Origin of the sequence: Methylobacterium sp. OAE515 (assembly GCF_041806315.1) — a bacterium.
Lineage (GTDB): Bacteria > Pseudomonadota > Alphaproteobacteria > Rhizobiales > Beijerinckiaceae > Methylobacterium > Methylobacterium tardum.
The window spans coordinates 4,635,937-4,651,752 of record NZ_JBGMUV010000001.1 but is presented as its reverse complement, the minus strand read 5'-3'; the positions used below and the strand labels follow the sequence as shown (position 1 = coordinate 4,651,752).

At 67.9% G+C, this 15,816-nt stretch carries 32 protein-coding genes and 1 pseudogene; 10 read left to right on the top strand and 23 right to left on the bottom strand.

Annotated features, from left to right (window positions below; all coding sequences use genetic code 11):
* Positions 1 to 24 precede the first annotated feature (24 nt).
* From ABIE45_RS22735 to ABIE45_RS22705, 7 genes and pseudogenes are all read right to left on the bottom strand, one after another.
* Entirely contained in the window at positions 25 to 1,089 is a 1,065-nt protein-coding gene (locus tag ABIE45_RS22735) for a site-specific integrase (protein ID WP_192708199.1), read from the bottom strand.
* 17 nt (positions 1,090 to 1,106) lie between these two features.
* Positions 1,107 to 1,241, bottom strand: a pseudogene (locus ABIE45_RS22730) (helix-turn-helix domain-containing protein); the annotation flags it as partial.
* A gap of 54 nt (positions 1,242 to 1,295) precedes the next feature.
* Complete coding sequence (locus tag ABIE45_RS22725; RefSeq protein WP_192708200.1) at positions 1,296 to 1,697, bottom strand: hypothetical protein; 402 nt, start codon at positions 1,695 to 1,697, stop codon at positions 1,296 to 1,298.
* Entirely contained in the window at positions 1,694 to 2,104 is a 411-nt protein-coding gene (locus ABIE45_RS22720; protein ID WP_192708201.1) for a hypothetical protein, read from the bottom strand. Before ABIE45_RS22720 ends, ABIE45_RS22725 begins: the two co-directional genes overlap by 4 nt.
* Positions 2,104 to 2,580, bottom strand: coding sequence for a hypothetical protein (locus ABIE45_RS22715; RefSeq protein ID WP_192708202.1), 477 nt, complete (start codon positions 2,578 to 2,580; stop codon positions 2,104 to 2,106). Before ABIE45_RS22715 ends, ABIE45_RS22720 begins: the two co-directional genes overlap by 1 nt.
* Complete coding sequence (locus ABIE45_RS22710) at positions 2,577 to 3,167, bottom strand: metal-dependent phosphohydrolase (protein ID WP_373622541.1); 591 nt, start codon at positions 3,165 to 3,167, stop codon at positions 2,577 to 2,579. Before ABIE45_RS22710 ends, ABIE45_RS22715 begins: the two co-directional genes overlap by 4 nt.
* On the bottom strand, positions 3,160 to 3,381 hold the full coding sequence (locus ABIE45_RS22705) for a hypothetical protein (RefSeq protein ID WP_192708203.1): 222 nt from the start codon (positions 3,379 to 3,381) through the stop codon (positions 3,160 to 3,162). The genes ABIE45_RS22710 and ABIE45_RS22705 overlap by 8 nt, the downstream gene beginning before the upstream one ends.
* A 179-nt stretch (positions 3,382 to 3,560) precedes the next feature.
* On the opposite strand from ABIE45_RS22705, the gene ABIE45_RS22700 reads away from it, so the two are divergent.
* Entirely contained in the window at positions 3,561 to 3,797 is a 237-nt protein-coding gene (locus ABIE45_RS22700) for a hypothetical protein (RefSeq protein WP_192708204.1), read from the top strand.
* A 43-nt stretch (positions 3,798 to 3,840) separates the two neighbouring features.
* Here the strand turns inward: ABIE45_RS22700 and ABIE45_RS22695 are convergent, their stop codons facing one another.
* From ABIE45_RS22695 to ABIE45_RS22625, 15 genes are all read right to left on the bottom strand, one after another.
* Positions 3,841 to 4,056, bottom strand: coding sequence for a hypothetical protein (locus ABIE45_RS22695; RefSeq protein WP_192708205.1), 216 nt, complete (start codon positions 4,054 to 4,056; stop codon positions 3,841 to 3,843).
* 4 nt (positions 4,057 to 4,060) lie between these two features.
* Positions 4,061 to 4,300 carry a hypothetical protein gene (locus tag ABIE45_RS22690; RefSeq protein ID WP_192708206.1) on the bottom strand — a complete coding sequence of 80 codons (240 nt, stop codon included), beginning with the start codon at positions 4,298 to 4,300 and terminating at the stop codon, positions 4,061 to 4,063.
* Positions 4,293 to 4,583 (bottom strand): hypothetical protein, encoded by a 291-nt coding sequence (locus ABIE45_RS22685; RefSeq protein ID WP_192708207.1) that lies wholly within the window; start codon positions 4,581 to 4,583, stop codon positions 4,293 to 4,295. Before ABIE45_RS22685 ends, ABIE45_RS22690 begins: the two co-directional genes overlap by 8 nt.
* A gap of 4 nt (positions 4,584 to 4,587) precedes the next feature.
* Positions 4,588 to 4,869: a hypothetical protein gene (locus tag ABIE45_RS22680; RefSeq protein WP_192708208.1), complete on the bottom strand. Its 282-nt coding sequence runs from the start codon at positions 4,867 to 4,869 to the stop codon at positions 4,588 to 4,590.
* Between the two features lie 76 nt (positions 4,870 to 4,945).
* Positions 4,946 to 5,365, bottom strand: coding sequence for a helix-turn-helix transcriptional regulator (locus ABIE45_RS22675; protein ID WP_192708209.1), 420 nt, complete (start codon positions 5,363 to 5,365; stop codon positions 4,946 to 4,948).
* Entirely contained in the window at positions 5,362 to 5,769 is a 408-nt protein-coding gene (locus tag ABIE45_RS22670) for an HNH endonuclease signature motif containing protein (RefSeq protein WP_192708210.1), read from the bottom strand. Before ABIE45_RS22670 ends, ABIE45_RS22675 begins: the two co-directional genes overlap by 4 nt.
* On the bottom strand, positions 5,769 to 5,981 hold the full coding sequence (locus ABIE45_RS22665) for a hypothetical protein (RefSeq protein WP_192708211.1): 213 nt from the start codon (positions 5,979 to 5,981) through the stop codon (positions 5,769 to 5,771). Before ABIE45_RS22665 ends, ABIE45_RS22670 begins: the two co-directional genes overlap by 1 nt.
* Positions 5,978 to 6,505, bottom strand: coding sequence for a hypothetical protein (locus ABIE45_RS22660; RefSeq protein ID WP_373622540.1), 528 nt, complete (start codon positions 6,503 to 6,505; stop codon positions 5,978 to 5,980). Before ABIE45_RS22660 ends, ABIE45_RS22665 begins: the two co-directional genes overlap by 4 nt.
* Positions 6,502 to 6,918, bottom strand: coding sequence for a hypothetical protein (locus ABIE45_RS22655; RefSeq protein ID WP_192708212.1), 417 nt, complete (start codon positions 6,916 to 6,918; stop codon positions 6,502 to 6,504). Before ABIE45_RS22655 ends, ABIE45_RS22660 begins: the two co-directional genes overlap by 4 nt.
* Positions 6,915 to 7,895 (bottom strand): phage recombination protein Bet, encoded by a 981-nt coding sequence (gene bet, locus ABIE45_RS22650; RefSeq protein ID WP_192708213.1) that lies wholly within the window; start codon positions 7,893 to 7,895, stop codon positions 6,915 to 6,917. The genes ABIE45_RS22655 and bet overlap by 4 nt, the downstream gene beginning before the upstream one ends.
* Before the next feature lie 2 nt (positions 7,896 to 7,897).
* A complete protein-coding gene (locus ABIE45_RS22645; protein ID WP_192708214.1) occupies positions 7,898 to 8,425 on the bottom strand; it encodes a siphovirus Gp157 family protein in 528 nt (175 codons plus the stop codon).
* Entirely contained in the window at positions 8,425 to 8,898 is a 474-nt protein-coding gene (locus tag ABIE45_RS22640; RefSeq protein ID WP_192708215.1) for a hypothetical protein, read from the bottom strand. The genes ABIE45_RS22645 and ABIE45_RS22640 overlap by 1 nt, the downstream gene beginning before the upstream one ends.
* Positions 8,898 to 9,299, bottom strand: coding sequence for a hypothetical protein (locus ABIE45_RS22635; protein ID WP_192708216.1), 402 nt, complete (start codon positions 9,297 to 9,299; stop codon positions 8,898 to 8,900). Before ABIE45_RS22635 ends, ABIE45_RS22640 begins: the two co-directional genes overlap by 1 nt.
* A 102-nt stretch (positions 9,300 to 9,401) precedes the next feature.
* On the bottom strand, positions 9,402 to 9,962 hold the full coding sequence (locus ABIE45_RS22630) for an Nmad5 family putative nucleotide modification protein (protein ID WP_192708217.1): 561 nt from the start codon (positions 9,960 to 9,962) through the stop codon (positions 9,402 to 9,404).
* 3 nt (positions 9,963 to 9,965) lie between these two features.
* Positions 9,966 to 10,382 carry a hypothetical protein gene (locus tag ABIE45_RS22625; RefSeq protein ID WP_192708218.1) on the bottom strand — a complete coding sequence of 139 codons (417 nt, stop codon included), beginning with the start codon at positions 10,380 to 10,382 and terminating at the stop codon, positions 9,966 to 9,968.
* 271 nt (positions 10,383 to 10,653) lie between these two features.
* Between ABIE45_RS22625 and ABIE45_RS22620 the strand changes: the two genes are divergently transcribed.
* A complete protein-coding gene (locus ABIE45_RS22620) occupies positions 10,654 to 10,947 on the top strand; it encodes a hypothetical protein (protein WP_192708219.1) in 294 nt (97 codons plus the stop codon).
* Here the strand turns inward: ABIE45_RS22620 and ABIE45_RS22615 are convergent.
* The gene (locus tag ABIE45_RS22615) at positions 10,937 to 11,662 is read right to left on the bottom strand and encodes a LexA family transcriptional regulator (RefSeq protein WP_192708220.1); all 726 of its coding nucleotides are present in this window, start codon (positions 11,660 to 11,662) and stop codon (positions 10,937 to 10,939) included. The two genes, ABIE45_RS22620 and ABIE45_RS22615, sit on opposite strands and share 11 nt — an antisense overlap.
* An 87-nt stretch (positions 11,663 to 11,749) precedes the next feature.
* Here ABIE45_RS22615 and ABIE45_RS22610 point away from each other — a divergent pair, with 87 nt between their 5' ends.
* The 8 genes from ABIE45_RS22610 (at position 11,750) to dnaN (ending at position 15,816) form a co-directional block, all read left to right on the top strand.
* The gene (locus tag ABIE45_RS22610; protein ID WP_192708221.1) at positions 11,750 to 12,028 is read left to right on the top strand and encodes a hypothetical protein; all 279 of its coding nucleotides are present in this window, start codon (positions 11,750 to 11,752) and stop codon (positions 12,026 to 12,028) included.
* Complete coding sequence (locus ABIE45_RS22605) at positions 12,025 to 12,258, top strand: hypothetical protein (RefSeq protein ID WP_192708222.1); 234 nt, start codon at positions 12,025 to 12,027, stop codon at positions 12,256 to 12,258. The genes ABIE45_RS22610 and ABIE45_RS22605 overlap by 4 nt, the downstream gene beginning before the upstream one ends.
* A gap of 108 nt (positions 12,259 to 12,366) precedes the next feature.
* The gene (locus ABIE45_RS22600) at positions 12,367 to 13,017 is read left to right on the top strand and encodes a hypothetical protein (RefSeq protein ID WP_192708223.1); all 651 of its coding nucleotides are present in this window, start codon (positions 12,367 to 12,369) and stop codon (positions 13,015 to 13,017) included.
* Positions 13,018 to 13,397: 380 nt separating this feature from the next.
* Positions 13,398 to 13,760: a hypothetical protein gene (locus ABIE45_RS22595; protein WP_373622539.1), complete on the top strand. Its 363-nt coding sequence runs from the start codon at positions 13,398 to 13,400 to the stop codon at positions 13,758 to 13,760.
* Positions 13,757 to 14,032, top strand: a complete 276-nt coding sequence (locus ABIE45_RS22590) for a hypothetical protein (protein ID WP_192708225.1) — start codon at positions 13,757 to 13,759, stop codon at positions 14,030 to 14,032. The genes ABIE45_RS22595 and ABIE45_RS22590 overlap by 4 nt, the downstream gene beginning before the upstream one ends.
* A 49-nt stretch (positions 14,033 to 14,081) precedes the next feature.
* The gene (locus ABIE45_RS22585) at positions 14,082 to 14,342 is read left to right on the top strand and encodes a DUF2312 domain-containing protein (protein WP_192708226.1); all 261 of its coding nucleotides are present in this window, start codon (positions 14,082 to 14,084) and stop codon (positions 14,340 to 14,342) included.
* Positions 14,342 to 14,710: a hypothetical protein gene (locus ABIE45_RS22580; protein WP_192708227.1), complete on the top strand. Its 369-nt coding sequence runs from the start codon at positions 14,342 to 14,344 to the stop codon at positions 14,708 to 14,710. Before ABIE45_RS22585 ends, ABIE45_RS22580 begins: the two co-directional genes overlap by 1 nt.
* The gene (dnaN, locus tag ABIE45_RS22575) at positions 14,707 to 15,816 is read left to right on the top strand and encodes a DNA polymerase III subunit beta (RefSeq protein ID WP_192708228.1); all 1,110 of its coding nucleotides are present in this window, start codon (positions 14,707 to 14,709) and stop codon (positions 15,814 to 15,816) included. The genes ABIE45_RS22580 and dnaN overlap by 4 nt, the downstream gene beginning before the upstream one ends.

The window sequence follows — 15,816 nt, the reverse complement described above, 5'->3', positions numbered from 1 at the left end:
GTGAACCCGTGAGCACTTCATAACTCAGCCCGCTGGCCGAGGGCCTCCGACCTCCAGCGATCCGGCAGCCTTTCGCAGATGCGCGGGCGAGAAGCGAGCGTAAACCCGCTGGGTGATGATCGCGTCGGCGTGGCCAAGGTAGGCGGCGATCTCCTCCATGCGCACGCCGTCCTCGGCCATCCATACCGCAGCCGAGTGCCGGAGCATGTGCGGCGTGACCTTCGGCAACCCGGCGCGCTTGACGGCCTTTCCGAGCGCGGTGCGCACGCTCGCCACCGGCTCGCCAGCCCAGGTGATGACGCGATCACCGCGACGGTAGGCGAGGGCATCGGACAGGGCGGCGCGGAGTGCGTTCGTCATCGGCACCGTTGCGCGCCCCTTTTGCGGCCGCAGCACGTGGCGCGGGCCGAGGAACACCAAGCCGCGCTCGAAGTCGACCCGATCCCAGGTCAATTCGAGGAGCGCGGCATTGCGACCGGCCGTCGAAATGGCGAGGAGCAGGTAGAGGCGCAGGTGCGGGGTCTCGGAGGCGTCGAGCAACCGCTCGAACTCGCGCCGGGTCAGGTGCCGCTCCCGCGCCACCGGGGCACTCGGCATCTCGATCGCGGGGGCCCGCCCGATCATCCGGCGCTTCTCCGCCCAGAGCAGGGCGGCGCGAAGTTGATTCAGCTCGGTTCGGATTGTGCCGTCGGCCACCCCAAGGGCAGGGGGCTTCCCGGCCGCCTCCAGGCGCGCCTGCTGCGCCGCCGATCCCCGCTTCGCCGATCGGCGCGTCGCGACATAGGCCCGGCAGGTCTTCTCGCTGATCGCATCCGGCTTGAGATCACCGAAGAACGGCAGGACGGCTCGGCCGGTCCAGCCCATGTTCTCCGCGATCCGGCGCCCGGCCTTGTCGGCGACATAGGCGTTCCAGATCGTGCGGACGTCCGGGTCTACCGGACGCTCTGCCTCCGCGACGATGCGGCTGAACTCGGCTGCCGCGCCCGCTGCATCGCTGCATTCAAGCCGACGACGGCTGACCCGCTTTCCATCCTCGTAGGCTGCGATGCTCCATCCTCCGCGGAGACGCTGGAGCCTGTATTCTGGCATCGCTCATATTCCTCGAGGTCCGCTTCGCGGATCCGGAGCAGCTTCCCGCCGGCCCGGAACGCGGTCAACTCGCCGTTGTCGATCATCTTCCGCACGAGGTTGGCCGAGCACTTCCAGCGCTGCGCAACCTCCGCCGGCGTGTAGCAGATCACGACCTTCCTCCTTCGATAGGGTAGGGGGATTCGTCTCGGGATGGGGCGCGAACGCTACGCGGCACTGCCCACTCCCTGCTCCTTCAGCCCTCGGGCGAGCTGCTCGGCGTTCTTCGGCGAGAGCCGCACGACGTCCCCGCCACGGTAGAAGATCTGGAACGACGAGATCGGCAGGGCCCCGGCATAGGCCGCTGGCTCGTTGGGCTGGCGCAGGCCGAACCAGCCGTTCGGCATGGCCAGGTCGACCTCGAAGCGAATGCCTGATCCCCCGCCGAGCCAGCGCGGGCGCTTGCCGCCAGGCATTACCTCGTCCAGCGGCTTGTGGCAGGCGTCCATGATCTCGGCGCCCGTAGGCGATGGCTCGCTGGGCCCCATGCTCGTGTTGAGGGCCGCCGGCCGATCCATCGCGACCGGCAGCGTTGTGCCGAGAAGACGGCGGCGGAAGGGTGCGTTCATAGCCGCCCTCCCTGCGCTGGCCGCGCCTCCGCCTTGTCCGCCATCCGCGGGTCGTAGAACTCGGCCCCGCTGTCCGGCGTCACGCCGAGCGGCCGGCGGATCGCGTCGTGGAAGGCGATGAGGAGCCGGGCGAAGCGGGCACGCAGCTCGTCGCGCTCCTCGCCGGCTCGCATCATGCACTCGAAGCCGGTCTCGCCCATGATGTCGAGTGTGCTGTTCTGCTCGTGCAGGCGCTCGTTCTCGGCGAGCAGCTTCGTGACGGCCTCGCTGGCAGCCCCGCAGTCCAGCAGCGCGCACGAGAGCACGTCACCCTGGAAGTAGGCCGGATCGGCATCGTTCTCGCCCCAGGCCCGCAGGCGCTCAGCGAGGGCTTCGTAGGCCGTGCGGCCGGGGTCGGGGGCGGTCATCAGAACCCCCTTACCCAGGTGTAGCGCTCAGCATTCCGAGAGTGCGTGAAGCCCCACGTGCGGACCTCAATCCTGTGCCACCACTGCCAGAAGCGAACGACACGGCGGACCCAATTCTCAAGGCGCCTATCGGCCGCAACGGGCCACACCCGATCCCACTCGATCCCGTCCTCGCCGCCGTACTCGTCATCGACGGCCTCGCAGACCCGCTCCATGACGTCGCTGCTGTCGACGTAGCGCCAGAGCGCGATCGGCCCCTGCCGAGCCTCAAGGAGGTAGAACCGGCCGACGCCTCCGACGCTGTCCCACTCGCCGCAGCGTTCTGAGCGGGCCGCAGCGATCGCGGCATCGCGGGTCACATAGGGCCCGCTGTAGTTCTCCTCGTCCGCCGAGAACCACCAACCCCATCGATGCGAGGCCGCACGCACTCGCGTCGGCCGGAGGAGCTTCTTCGTCTTGCGCTTCCACCAGCTCATGATGCCGCCCCCGCGATGTCGAGCGCGTCGGCCGGGGCGAGCTCGGCGAAGCGGACCAGGAACGCCTCCTTGGCCATGGCCGGCGTCATGGGCGGGATGCTGATGTCCAGCGGCTGCCGGCCCCGCGTATAGTTCCAGTCGTCGCGGTTGCGCATCAGCTCGCGCTGCTCGGTGGCGAGCAGTACCGTGTCGATCTCCTTGACCGACGGCGGCAGCGGAGTCGGCACGCCGAAGCGCTGGAACACCGCGGCCTCGACCCGCTTCTCGACCTCGCGATACTCCGGGCAGAGGTCCTTCAGCGGCTTCGCCATATCGCCGACGAAAGCCTCGGCGGCGTCGTGCATCAGCGCGGCGTAGCAGTCCGGTCCCGGCACGTGCTTCGACGCGATCACGCTGTGCTGGGCGACGCTGTAGAACCGGCTGCACTGGCCGCCAAACCGGCAGACGTGCGACAGCCCGTGGGCGATGTCTTCGATCGTGAAGGCGCTCTGCTCGGGCGCGAGGAAGTCGAAGTAGTTCCCGCTGGCGAGGAGGATCGTCGGGCCGACGATGCGGCGCACGGTCGGGCTCTGCATGATCTCACCCATGGCTCACTTCCGGCAGCTTGCGCAGGCCACGGAACGGCCGGACGACCCGGCTTCCGTCCTGGCGCTCGATCAGGACGTTGTGCGGGGCGCGGCGCCGGCCCCAGCTACAGTCGTTCAGCGGGCCGATCGGCGCGGATGGTCCAGCGGCAGTCTTGCCCCAGCGGATCAGGACGCGGACGGGCGAGCCCGCTTCGAGGTAGGTGCGGCCGATCATGAGCGCACCTCCGGCATGCCGTTGTGCTCGACGCCGTCGAGGAGGCGGCCGGCTACTGAACCACGCCGTGATGGATGTCGTGGGCCATCTTGAACGTCTATTTCCTGTAACTTCGCGCCGACCTCGGTGGCGGGGCGGCGCGCGGAGTGAAGAGATCGACTTGCAGGGGAGTACCCCCTATGTCGCGCGTCACGCTCTTTCCCCTCATCGTCGCAGCAGTATTCACGCTGGGTTGCATCGGCATTCACAGCGCGCGCCGGCATCCCGACGCTGTCACAGTGGCACTGCTTCTGCTGCTTGGGTTCGTCGCATCGGTGTATGTCGGCCAGTTCACGCAACTGGATGCGCATCACCCCATTTGGCAGCACGAGGCCTCTAAATCGTGGACTGAGCAGCTCGCGTTCCCGATGATGTGAATGGAGCCGCACCGTCGCGTTAGTCGGCTCAATGGATGAGGTTTCAGCCACGGGCGCCTCCCGTCGCGAGGGCGGCGAGAACCGCGGAGATGCAGGCGGTCCACTTCTCCCGAGCCCACGGGTTGCGTGACCAAGGCTGCACGTGGTGCCAGGCAGGATGTTCGTAGGCGATACGAGCGAGTCGCTCGATCTCTTCCGGCGAGTGAGCGGTCGCGGCCGCCTCGATCATCTCGCGCGTGATGGTGCTGGACTCGGCCATGGGGCTACTCCGGGGGAAGGTTGAACGGGTAGTCGGGATCGCGCCGCGGATCGTCCGGCGGGAGGACGGCTCGCAGAGCCTCACGGATAGCGATCTGAAGCCTGGCGCAGGCCTGCGCGTTCGCCCGCGTGCGCCGGACGCCAGCGGCCTTCGTGCCGGCGATCATCAGGTCGAGGCTGATCTGGTCGAGGCAGGGCTTGCGGCGGGCCGTGGCGCTCCGTGACCGGTTCGAGACATCAGCCATGACGGCGGAGCTCCTTCGCGAGCATGGTGAGCCGCGGCCACTTCCCCTCCTGGCGGATCCAGACGTAGCTGTTGGCTGGGTCGTCCCCCTCAGGGTCCACAGCGAGCACGCGACCGAAGTCGCGCTCCGTCGCGCCCTTCGGATGCCAGGACACTCGGTCGCCGACGGCCAGCGCCGGGGCCTCGACGGTCACGGTCTCGTCTTCCCAGACGATACGGCCATCGCGGACAGTGCCAGCGCCGCACACGCGGTCGCCGTCGCGCAGTGTCGGGGTCTCAGCCATGTCGCTACTCCGCGCTCACCAGCGTCTGGCGGAGATCGCCACACAGCCGGCAGTTCAAGGTGATGTCAGATCGGGTGATGGTGATCATGTCGGCGAAGGTCGGCAGATCGGCACGGTAGCCGGCCTCTCGGAACGCCTTCCATGAGGCGTAGCGGGCGGCTGCGCGGGACCGGGCGGCGATGACGTGCGAGTCGCCGCGCCACGTGATCCGGTACTCGCGCAGGGGCTGGATCTCGGCCTCGGAGCGCGGGGCCGGCGCGGGCATGTGGCAGGCGTTCGGCTTCATACCGCCGCTCCCTCGCTGCTCGCCGGGGCGGAGGCGCGGAACAGGTCGCCCGTGCAGGGGATGCGGGAGGTAGCCATCACGGGCACACCGCAGCGAGCGCGGCACGGCGCTCGTCCTCAGAAGCGGCGCGGAACCGGTTCAGAAGCGCCCGCTCATCCGGCGTGATCGCGACTTCCGCGATGTCGAGGCCAGCCAGAAGCTCGGCATCGAAGCCGTAGAACTCGGCGAGCATGGGCCGACGACTCGGCGGGATGGCCTCACGCCCGCGCTCCCAAGACGAGAGCTGGCCTTGCTGCAGGCCCATCTGCCGGCCGGCTTCATGCTGGGAGATGCCCTTGCGGACCCGGGCCTGCTTGAGGACGCGGCCGACCCGTAGGCGCTCAAGAAGATCGGCCGGCGTGTCCTCGCGTCGAATGTGAGGGACCTGCAGGTACCGTGGGCGGGACGGTCCGCGCATGGTCTGATCGCGCAGGAAGGCGAGTTCGGTGCTGCTCATCGCGAGCGCTCCGTGAAGGTGTTGCGGGGAAGGCCGGCGAGCTTGTCCGGCACACGACTGGGCGAGGGCTTGGGTGGCGGTGGGGTGAATCCGCGGCTGACGAGCGGCCGTCGGTGGGGATCACGCACGCCGTCGTAGGCATCGGCTCGTCGCTGAGCCTTGCCCCGGATTGAGGCGAGCAACGCCGTCTCGATCTTGTGGCAGCGCGGGCAGAGCGCAGCGCAGTTCTCTAGCGTCGGCTCGCCGCCCATCGTGTCGGCGACGATGTGGTGGTACTCGACCGGGGCGCCGCGGCCGACCTTGGCGGGGCAGCGCACGCCGGCCGGCGTCACAGCCTCGCACCGGTACCCGGAGCGATTCAGCGCCTCACGCTGAGTTGCTTTGCTGAACTCGCGGCGGGCCATCAGAACTGCCCCCCAGTCAGGTGCCGGGTCAGCGTGGCGAAGCCAATGGCGAGGGCGGAGCCCAACAGGGCGCCCGTCCCGTGCTTTGCAGCGGTCGCCCTGTCCTTGAGAAACGCGGCACGGTGCGCGGTGAAGAGGTCCGCAGCCACGCCAACAGCCAAGGACAGTGCCACGCCGTAGCCGACGAGGGCGATTATCGCGGAACCGATCATGCGGCCTCCCTCGCGTTCTGGGCGAGCGCGTCCCGATCCGTGCCGATCATCGCGGCCACGTAGTCGAGGACCTTGCTCTTGCTGTCTTGGAATCGGGCCTTGCCCATTGCCCGCATGGACTGGCTCTGCGCCGTCCAGACGGTGACGGTGGCGGCCTCGACGGTGACGACCGAGAACAGGTCACGCGGTTTCATGAACACCGCGAGGTCGCGGGCCTGCTTGGCGCTCGCGGCCACGAAGGTGGCGCTGTCGGCAAAGCCGGTTCGGATCAGCGCGTAGGCCCGGAGGTGATCGACCGTCGGCAGGCGCTCTGCCCATCGCTCCGGCAGGTTGCGCCACGCATCGGTCAGCTCGGCGAAGTAGTGGTTGTGCGAGTTGCGGGAGCGCTGCTCCTGGTGGGCGAGGTTGTAGGTCTCGCCGATCACGAAGTGCTTGTCCGCGGTGTGCCGCCAGTGCGGCGTGGCGGCCGAGAAAGCGCCCTCGCCATCGTAGCGGCACGGGATCTCCGGCAGAGCGTCCGTCACAGCGCGCCTCCTGCGAACAAGTCGATCTGGCCGGGAAGGCCGGAGGTCTGCGGCGGCCGCCGGCCGGGCGCTGTCGGCACCGTGGCGCGCCCGAACAGCATCGAGCGGTAGACCGGGGACTGATGCGCGTGCTTCGTGCGGTCGGTCCGGCAGGCGCGGATGCGACCGGTCCGGACGATGACGCCGTCACGGATAGCGCGGGCCCAGACGCTGCCGGCGGCGTTGAAGTGCTGCGCACGGATGGTCAGCAACGGCAGCACGTCGTCCACGTGGACGGTGGCCTGCCGGCGCGCGACGGCGACGATCGCGGCATACAGCGCGGGCGCATACTCAGGCTGGTCGCGGCGCTCGGCCTCGGCCGCAGCCTCCATGCCCTGGTCGCGCCGGGCGCGAGCGTCGAAGATGGCGCTCATGCCACCACCTCGCGCTGCGCCGCCTCGATCGCCTTCTTCGTCTCCAGCGGATCGCGCGAGGTGTCACGACCCCACCACTCTCGCAGGCCGTGCCGGTTCTGCATCTCCCAGGCGCGCACGGCGGCGGGATCGCCGGCAAGGACGTGTAGGTGCTCCCGCACGCGGTCGGCGATACGGCCGATCTCGACGGGCTCCAGAGGCGTGTTCGGCCCGAACTGGAAGAGGATCGTCCGGCCGGCGCCGATGCGCTCCAGCCGCTCCTGCGTGGCGCCCTCTGCCGCGGCCTCGGATGGCAGCACCTCGGATGCTCGGCTCCGATCCATCTCCTCGGCGGCGTAGACGTTCGCGAGATCGTCCGGCCACGCCTTGCGTAGCGCCAGGGCCTCCGCGACCTTCGCCAGCATCAGCCGGGGCATCTTTCCCCAGTTGCCGGACGTGTCGAGCTTGAGGATCCGGGTTGCGCCTTCGGCCGGGACGACGTCGTACCTCACGTCGCCATTCGGCCACGTCTTGCCCGAGTCCTTCCGAACCACGTCCGACCACTGCTCGGTGACCGGCGCGTATTCCTCCCAGTAGGCGGAAGCCGTCACCCGGTGCCACGCACCGTGCGCGAACTTGAACACCCGCACGGTGGCCTTCACGAGCCCCGCGGGGTTGGCCGGGCCCTTCAGCTCCGGATCGATCTCGTAAGACGGTTCGTCCTCGTCCGGCCGGTAGGCGCCGGTACGGTCCGCGATTGCACGGAAGCCGTCGATCGCCACGATGATGGACATCCGCCGCTTGGCCGGCTTGTCCTTGTTGTAGACGAAGGCGAAGATCTGCCGGCGCAGCGGATCGAGGCGCAGATGCCGAGCCGTGTGGACGAAGAGGTTGAACTCGTCGTCGTTGGTGTCGGCAGCGACCGTCCGGCGGATCAGAGCGACGGCCTTGGCGTCGTAGGCGGCCGCGGCCGTGGGCATGGTGACGACGCTCGACACGCTCAGGCCCTCCGGATGCTGATCGTGGTGCCGCCGTTGCTCAGGCTGGCGCCGGGCACGTCCCGGCCCTCTTTCAGCGCGGCGAGCAGTGCTTTGCGGTCGAGCTTCGGCGGCTGCGGCTGCCAGAACTCCGCAGGGATGTCGGCGATCTCGCCCTCAATGACCTTCGGGGCGACGGGGCGCAGGCTGACCGTGCCGCCGTCCGTCTCGATGGTTGACCGACCCGAGATTTCCAGTGCCTGGATCAGCAGCCGACGCTTGAACTCGGCGCGTTCTCCGTACAGCGCGACGCGCAGCCCGATCTGGTCCTGGTAGGCCTTCAGGCCGACTGCGTGCGCCTCGTCCTCGCCGATGGCGTGCACCAGCGTGGCGACGAGGCCGTCGAGGTCCGTCTCACCTTCGAGCGAGTCCCGGACGAAAGCCTCGTCTCCCTGCGCGAGGTCGGAGAGGTGCTCACGGAGAACGCGGGCAGCCTCCAGCTCTTTCACGGCGTCACGGGTAATGTCCGGGCGGCGACGAGCGGCGGCCATCAGGCGGCCTCCCCATTCGCGCCAGCGATGCTGACGATCTCGAACGGGCCGCGGCCGGCCATCTCGTTCGCCTTCGCGCAGGCTGCCGACCCGAACCGGAGCACGTCACCGACGGAGAACTTCGACCCACGCAGGGCCGCGTCCGTGCAGCAGCCCTGCTCATCCGTGATGCGGATGATCTCCAGGGCCATGTCGGCCGTCATCCGGCGCGCATGTTCTTCCTGGAAACCAGCCCAACCGGCGCGCAGAGCGGCGACTACCTCGCCAATGTCATCGCCATTGCAGGAGAAATTCGGGCTCGTCTGACCGATACCGCCCGCATAGATGCTGGCGTAGACTGGGGCTTCGCGATGGTCAGACGCTGTGATGCTGATGGTGACGTAAGCCTTCGGACCAATCTCGGACCGAAGCTCTTTCAGCGCCGCATAGGCCTCGACGGCGCTCATAGGGACGATAGACTTCTTGGCGCCCATCACAGCGCCTCCGCCGAGATGCCGACCACCGGCCGGGCTGCCCGCGCCTCGATCTGCGCGACGGTCCGGTTCTGCGCGAGCCGGAAGCGCATGGAGCGGGCGACGCCGCCGTGCGAGGCCTCGAGCAACCGGTAGGGCTCGCCGCGGGCCTGGGTGCAGAGGGCGCGGTTGTAGGCGTCGAAGGCCTCGGCGACGCCGCGCTCGGCGTCCACGATGCGCTTATCGAGATCGGCGTCGGTCCGACCGGCAGCGATGGTCCGGGCGACGCCTACCTGCTGCAGCAGGGCGACCTGCAGGTCGCACAGCGCCAGGTAGACCACGCCGCCTGCGGACGCGCTGCGCTGAACCTCTGCGACCGCATCAGGCTCGTTATCGCTCGGTGAGGAGATGTAGCAGCACATGGCTCAGCGATCCTTGGCGATGAAGGGCTGAGGCAGCAGGACGATGCTGCCGACGATGAAGGCGGGGACGAAGACCGCGTAGGCGAGGATCTCGGCCATGAGTCAGGCGGCCTCTTTCAGGCCGAGCATCGCGTTCAGTTCGGAGATCTGCGGAGCGGGTAGGCCAGGCGCGCCGGCTTTGCTGGCAAGACCAGCCAGGAAAGGCTCACCCTCGGGCCAAAGCTCGCGCAGGGCCTTCACGGTCGAGACGCTGTAGAGCAGGGCCCGCAGCGACGATTTTGCCTTGGCCCGATCGTCTTTCAGGCGCTCGACGTCTGCGAGATGCGCCTGAACAGCTCCGACCAGATCGGGGTCAGCTACGGCGCCGAGGCGGCGACAGTCGCGGCCGGCACCGCCCGGCACGGGAACACCCTCGCCGACTAGGTTCAGCACCACGTCGAGGCCGCCGACATTGAACCGCAGACAGCTATCGAGGCGGAGCCAGCCCTTCGGCATAGCTGCGGCTGCCTTGCGCTCGGAGGCCTTGAAGACGCTGTCGTAGCAGGTGCGACCAAGCCTATCGGCGGCCAGATCAAGCGAGGCACGTCGCTCGGCGAATGCGCTGGTGAGCGCGGCAGCCACGACGTTGTCGCGATCGAGATTGGTGAGGCGGATCGAGGCCATTGCTCAGACCCCCGGCTTGAGATCGGAGATGATGTCTGAGCGCTCGGCGGCATTGTCCGCGAGCCGGTGCACGTGCACCTCGGTCGCGCCCTTGCTGCGGGCCTTCTCGGTCCAGCGGCGCAGCGTGTCGGCGTCCAGGCCGGACACGACGCTGATCGGCTCGGCGATGCCGCTGGTACCGCGCTCCACGGCGATGCAGACGGCCTCGCCAACCTCATCGGCGTCCAGACCAACGATCGGGTGCACGCCGACCACGTACCGACGACCGGAGCGACCGCGCCAAGCGGAGAGCGGCAGTGCCGGCGCGCCACGTAGGCCGGCCGTTGTCTTCAAGCGTTCCTCGCGCACATCATTCCTCCGCTGCCTGTCGGATTTCAGGTCGCGAAGGGCGGCGGCCCAGCTGATCGTGCGGTTGGACATGGGCGGCTCCATCGCGTCGCTGCGATGAGCCAAAGCTAGTGGGGGACATTGCCCCCGTCAAGTCGATATGAGGGCAAAAGCCCCCATTATTTTCTCGGCGGAACGAAAATCGCCTTCAGGTTGTGTTGTCCACACGGAACATGAATGGTTTAACCCAATAAAATCAGTCTCATAACGTCCATCTGTCCACCGCAAGAAAGATTTCAGCGCCCGCCGTTGACTCCCGCCGGCACTAGAACATCATGGCAACATCCAACAGGGGATATAGCCCATGCCGTTGCTGATGCCGTCGAATTGCGAACTCGCTCGGGAGACGCTTCCGCTCCTTCAAGAGCGCTCATTCAGCGTCCGCCTGCGGTGCGTTTGCTGCGACCGAGAGCGCTCACAGATCGTCCGTCTCGCCGACGAGCCCAACGATCCCGCGACAGTTCAAGAGTTCTACGAAGGGGGTGGGATGAAGGAGATCGACCCCGATTGCATCTACTGCGGTGAGACCGGCGCAGTGATCCTGGGCGTCGTCTATCTGCGACAGCCAGGAGACGAGCGACCGGCCTCTATCGGATGACCTGGTTGTTGAAGACGAAGCGGACGAGCGCGAGCACTACGACCTCGCGCCCGTCATCCGGCGCATCGTTCTCGGGTATGAAGATCGCTTCATGCTCGGCGTTCGTCGATTGGGGCCGCAGCTCCCAGCCGCCTTGCGCCTTGAACACCGCCTTGACCGATCGTTCGCGAAGGCGGCCGCCATCGATCGTCTGCTGAACTACGACGATCTGACCGTCTGAGAGGCGGATGCCTAGGTCGGACCAAACGGCGCAGATGATGAAGTCGCCGTCCATGATCGGCCGCGGCTTGGCCGCGTTCATGGAGTCGCCATCAACCCGATACGCGATCTGCCGTGCGGCCGGATAATCCGGGTCCCGCGGCGCGGAGATAGCTTCGCCTAGATCATCATCGAACGCTGACGCTCTCAGGAACGCCCCAGCTTTCACGGCGCCGTCTACGCGCGCGAGCGTGAACAGATGCCCGGCATTGGTGAGGCCGCCGCGGTCCTGAACCCTGAGGGTTTTCGGACCAGCTTCGAACGCGAGCCACGAGGGCGAGACATTCAAGCCGATTGCCAGCTTCTCCACGGTCGCCATCGTCGGCGAATTGTCCGTGCGCTTTAGGATGTCTTTGATCGCAGTGGCGCCCAGCCCAGAATCCAATGAAGCAGCTCGGGCTGATTTCTTCAGCTCCTCCAGGCGCTCGCTTATGCGCTCGCGAATGTCCCTCGTCATGCGGGGGACGATACCCTCAACTATTTTTGTTCCGGAGGAGGATGTAGCCCTTGACCGATGGGGGACATTGCCCTCAGTTATAGAGCCATGCTCACGACCGATCATCTCCTGCGGGTCATCGACGCCTTTCGGGAAGCCCGCGAGGTGTCGGACGCCCGTGTCTCGGCGCTGCTGTTCAACGACGGCAAGCGAGTGCGGATCCTGCGTTGCGGTGGCGATGTCGGGTCTCGGCCGTTGGCCGCCTCGTTCCAGTGGCTTTCGGATCATTGGCCGGCCGGTGGTAAGTGGCCGTCTGACGTGCCGCGGCCGCCGGTTTCACCGATCGAGACCGTAGCCAGCGCTCAGCCCGAGGCGTTGGCCTCATGACCACGCTCGCGAACACCCCCACCCGGATCACTCGCAAGCTGCCGGACGGATCTCTGGTCGAGATCACGCACGCACACGGACGCAGCTACCTGCGGATCAAGCCGCAGGGCGCCCGCAAATGGTGTTCGGCCGCCATCGACCTCGCCAGCGCTGAGATCCTGGCCGGCCGCTGGGCTCTCATGAACAGCGTCGAGCGCGCGGCCCGCGCCGCCAAGCAGGCGGAGGGCTGACATGAGCCGCTGGGAACTCTTCTGCTTCGCCACTGCGCTCCTACCCATGCTGGCTCTGCTGCACTGGTCGCGCGCGCCGGCGGGCAACGACTTCGAGGGTGAGCTGTGATGGCCGCCCTCTTCATCATCCCCCCATTCCGCGGTGCCAGCGCAACCACAACACCGCGGATGATGGGTGCCGGTCGAGATCTGCCCAGATTGGGAACCGGCACCCCGCTCATTTCCCCGATCCGCGACGCCAGCTGCCCCGCTGGCCCGTCGCGGAGGGCTGCCGGCCGTCCCTCGGTCGCTCTTGGTGCTCCGGCAGCCCGCGCCTTCTCACCGCGTATCCGCGCCGCCCAGTTGGTGGCCTCTCACCGGAGCATGCGCCGCGTGACGCAGAACGCCCCCGATCTCTCAGCCCTGGCCGCCGCTGCGCGCGTCGCTGCCGATGACGCGCTCGCCCTCGCGGCGCGCACCGATCACCTGACGCATATGTGCGGCGAGAGCGCCGGACCATGCCAGCGCGGTATGGCCGACGCGATCCGCGCCCATGCGGAGGATCTGGACCGCGGCGCCGTGTTCCTCGACCGCTGCGCGGCCATTCCCGGGCTGCCGGCGATGATCTCGGCCATCGAGTCCGGGACAACCTTCGTGCCGACGTCCGCGACCACCGCCCGCTCGGTTGTCGTTGTCGGCCAGAACGAAGCCGCCAACGGGCTGCCGCTTCGCGATCGTGTTGCTGCCGGCCTTCTTCGCCGCCTGCGCGGGGTCGCCTGAAATGATTTCGTCCGTCGCCATGGCCGCGCCGACCAGTCTCCGTGCCACCGGACACTGTATCGCGTGCGCCGCCATGTCGTCGTCAACGGCTCGAAATGAGCTGTGCATCGGTTCCACCTCTTCGCGCGTGCCGCGCGATCTCAGGCCCCGTCAGGGGCGGCTCCTTGTGAGCGTTTCCTCCCTGACTGCCGGTGCCTCCGTGGCGCCGGCCCTTTCTCCCACACCCCTGCCGCGAAGCCGCCAAGCAATCGGCCTGGGTGTCTGTGCCTTCGTGCGTACCTGCCTGAACCTCCTGTCGTCTCATCGCTGCCTCCTGGGGTGTCCTCAAGACACCACGGGTCGGTTTGCAGATGTGCAAGAAGCTTTTGCGGGACACGCAAATGTCGACTGCTGAAGTCGTTCAGTCGAAAGCCCGGCTCAGCGATCTGCTGCGCTGGGAAAGCCGGGGTCCAGGAGACCTCGACAACGCGATGCGGCGCCTCTCGCGCCGTCATGGCGTGGACTACGGGACGCTCTGGTCTCTCCGCTACCGCACGCCAAAGCGGATCTGGGCCGACGTCTACACCGCCATCGCGGATGCCTACGCCAACGAGATCGAACGCCAGCGGGGGAAACTCGACGATGCCGCGACCGCCGCCGAACCGCTCCTCGGGTCTGATCGCGCTTCTGTCCGCGCGGCTCGTACTCTTTCTGGACGTCCAGCGAGAGCGTCTGCGGCGCTGGTGGACGAGGACCGGCAATGACTAGCGGCTCGTCCATCACCTCGCAGAAGCATGTCAAGACGACGGCGCTCATTCACCGAGCCTCTGCGGTCGCACGAGAGCTGCCTGACCCGCACCGCTACCGCTTCCGCATCCAGGACATCGCCGAGGTGATGCGCCGCTGGGCCGCCGGGCATGACACCGCGGCCATCGCCGCTGCGACCGGCATCGCCGAGCCTGACGTTATCCGCATCGTTCACGCCGATCTGGACCGCCGCCACGCGGCGCGCGCTGCCACTCAGCGCCAGCCCTGACCTTCACCGCGGCGGGCGGCTCCCGCCATCACCACCACGAGGCATCGCTATGGCACAGCCCGACGTGTCGTCAGCCGAAGGCGTCGCCGCCGACGAGCTCAAGCAGTTCATCGAGCGCCTGGAGCGGCTGGAGGAGGAGAAGGCCGGCATCCTCGGCGACATCAAGGAGGTGTTCGCCGAGCTGAAGGGCCGCGGCTTCGACGCGAAGGCGGTCCGCGAGATCCTGCGAATCCGCAAGCAGGACCATAGCGAACGCCAGGAGCAAGACGCGATCCTGGAGCTCTACATGCAAGCACTGGGGATGGTCTGATGGGCGTCCCTCGCAACTTCCCGGCTTTCGCGGAGCGGGACTACCGCGACTATGAGAACGGCCACGGACACGTCGACCCGTTCGCCCGCTGTGAGCATGCGCTTGACGCCCTCCGCGCCGGAGATGCCGCGACGGCTCTGACGACCCTGGCGCAGCGCGACGCGCGAGGCGGCTTGGCCGATCGCATTGGTGGCGAGGCTGAAAGCCTCATCCGGGCTGGCCTGCTCGCGGACGCCGAGCGTCGGTTGGAGTGCGCCGTCTCCCCGAAGTTCAGTTCCGACAACGCGGCTCGCGATGCCTACGAGGCGCATCGCGCCGCCGAGCCAAAATTCGAACAGCTGCCCCTCTCGCTGGAGTGCGCCGCGTGAAATTTACTGTCGAGCGCGATGTCCTTCTCGGCATCCTCAAGCACGCGCACAGCATCGTGGTCCGTCAGGACAACACGCCGGTGCTCGCCAGCATCCTGATCTCGGCCACGGACGGTCGTCTGACCGTCAAGGCCACCAACACCGATATTCTCGCGCAGACGGGATGCCCGGCCGACGTAGAGGCGACCGGCGATGGCTGCGTGCCGTTGGAGCCGCTGTTCAAGCTCCTGCAGCGGCTTCCGGCCCGGTCGGTGATCGTCGCGAATGGCCTATCCGGCAGCGGGATGATCGAGATGCGCTGCGGCCGCTCGTCGTTCGAGCTGCCCGTGCTCAGCGCCTCCGGCTTCCCCGACTTTCCTGCGGGCGAAGAGGCCGGCGAAGTCGAGGTCGAGGGCTCCTTGCTCGCCCAGGCCATCGGCGTACCGCTGCACTGCGCGGACGCCGCCGACCAGCGCGTCTTCGTGAACGGCGTGCACATCGGCCCGACTGCCGACGGCACCACGCTCCTAGGCATCGCCACCAACGGCAAGCGCATCACCCGCGCGCTGCTGCCGCTCCCTGCGGGATGGGCGGATCTTCCCGCGGTCATGATCGCGGTCAAGCCGGCCGAGGAGATCGTGAAGCTTGCGCGCGCCGCCAAGGGGCCGGTGAAGCTCCGCATCGGGACCAGTCTGCTCAGCGCCTCCGCCGACGATGTCGTGCTGACGACAAAGCTCCTCGACGCCCGGATGCCGGATTGCTCGCAGTTCTTCCCGCCGGCGTTCGACGGCGCTGTTGCTTTCCCGGCCGGCCAGGTCATCGAGACCCTGCACCGCGCCGAGATCCTCGCCGACGATCAGTACCGCATGGTCCGCATCGACGTGTCCGGCGGTGAACTGTCGATCGCGTCCCGCAGCACGAAGGGCGGCGCGATCACCGACACGCTGGAGGTCGAGGGCGGCGACGGCATCGGCTTCAACGGCAACGTCCGGATGCTGCGCGAGGGCCTGGAGGCTGTCGGCGGCGACGTCGTCGAGCTTTTCCATGCAGGCCCAGGAGCGCCGATCGTGATGCGCGCCCGCGGCGGCGGTCCGATCACCGCCCTCGTCATGCCGACGCTCGCGTGA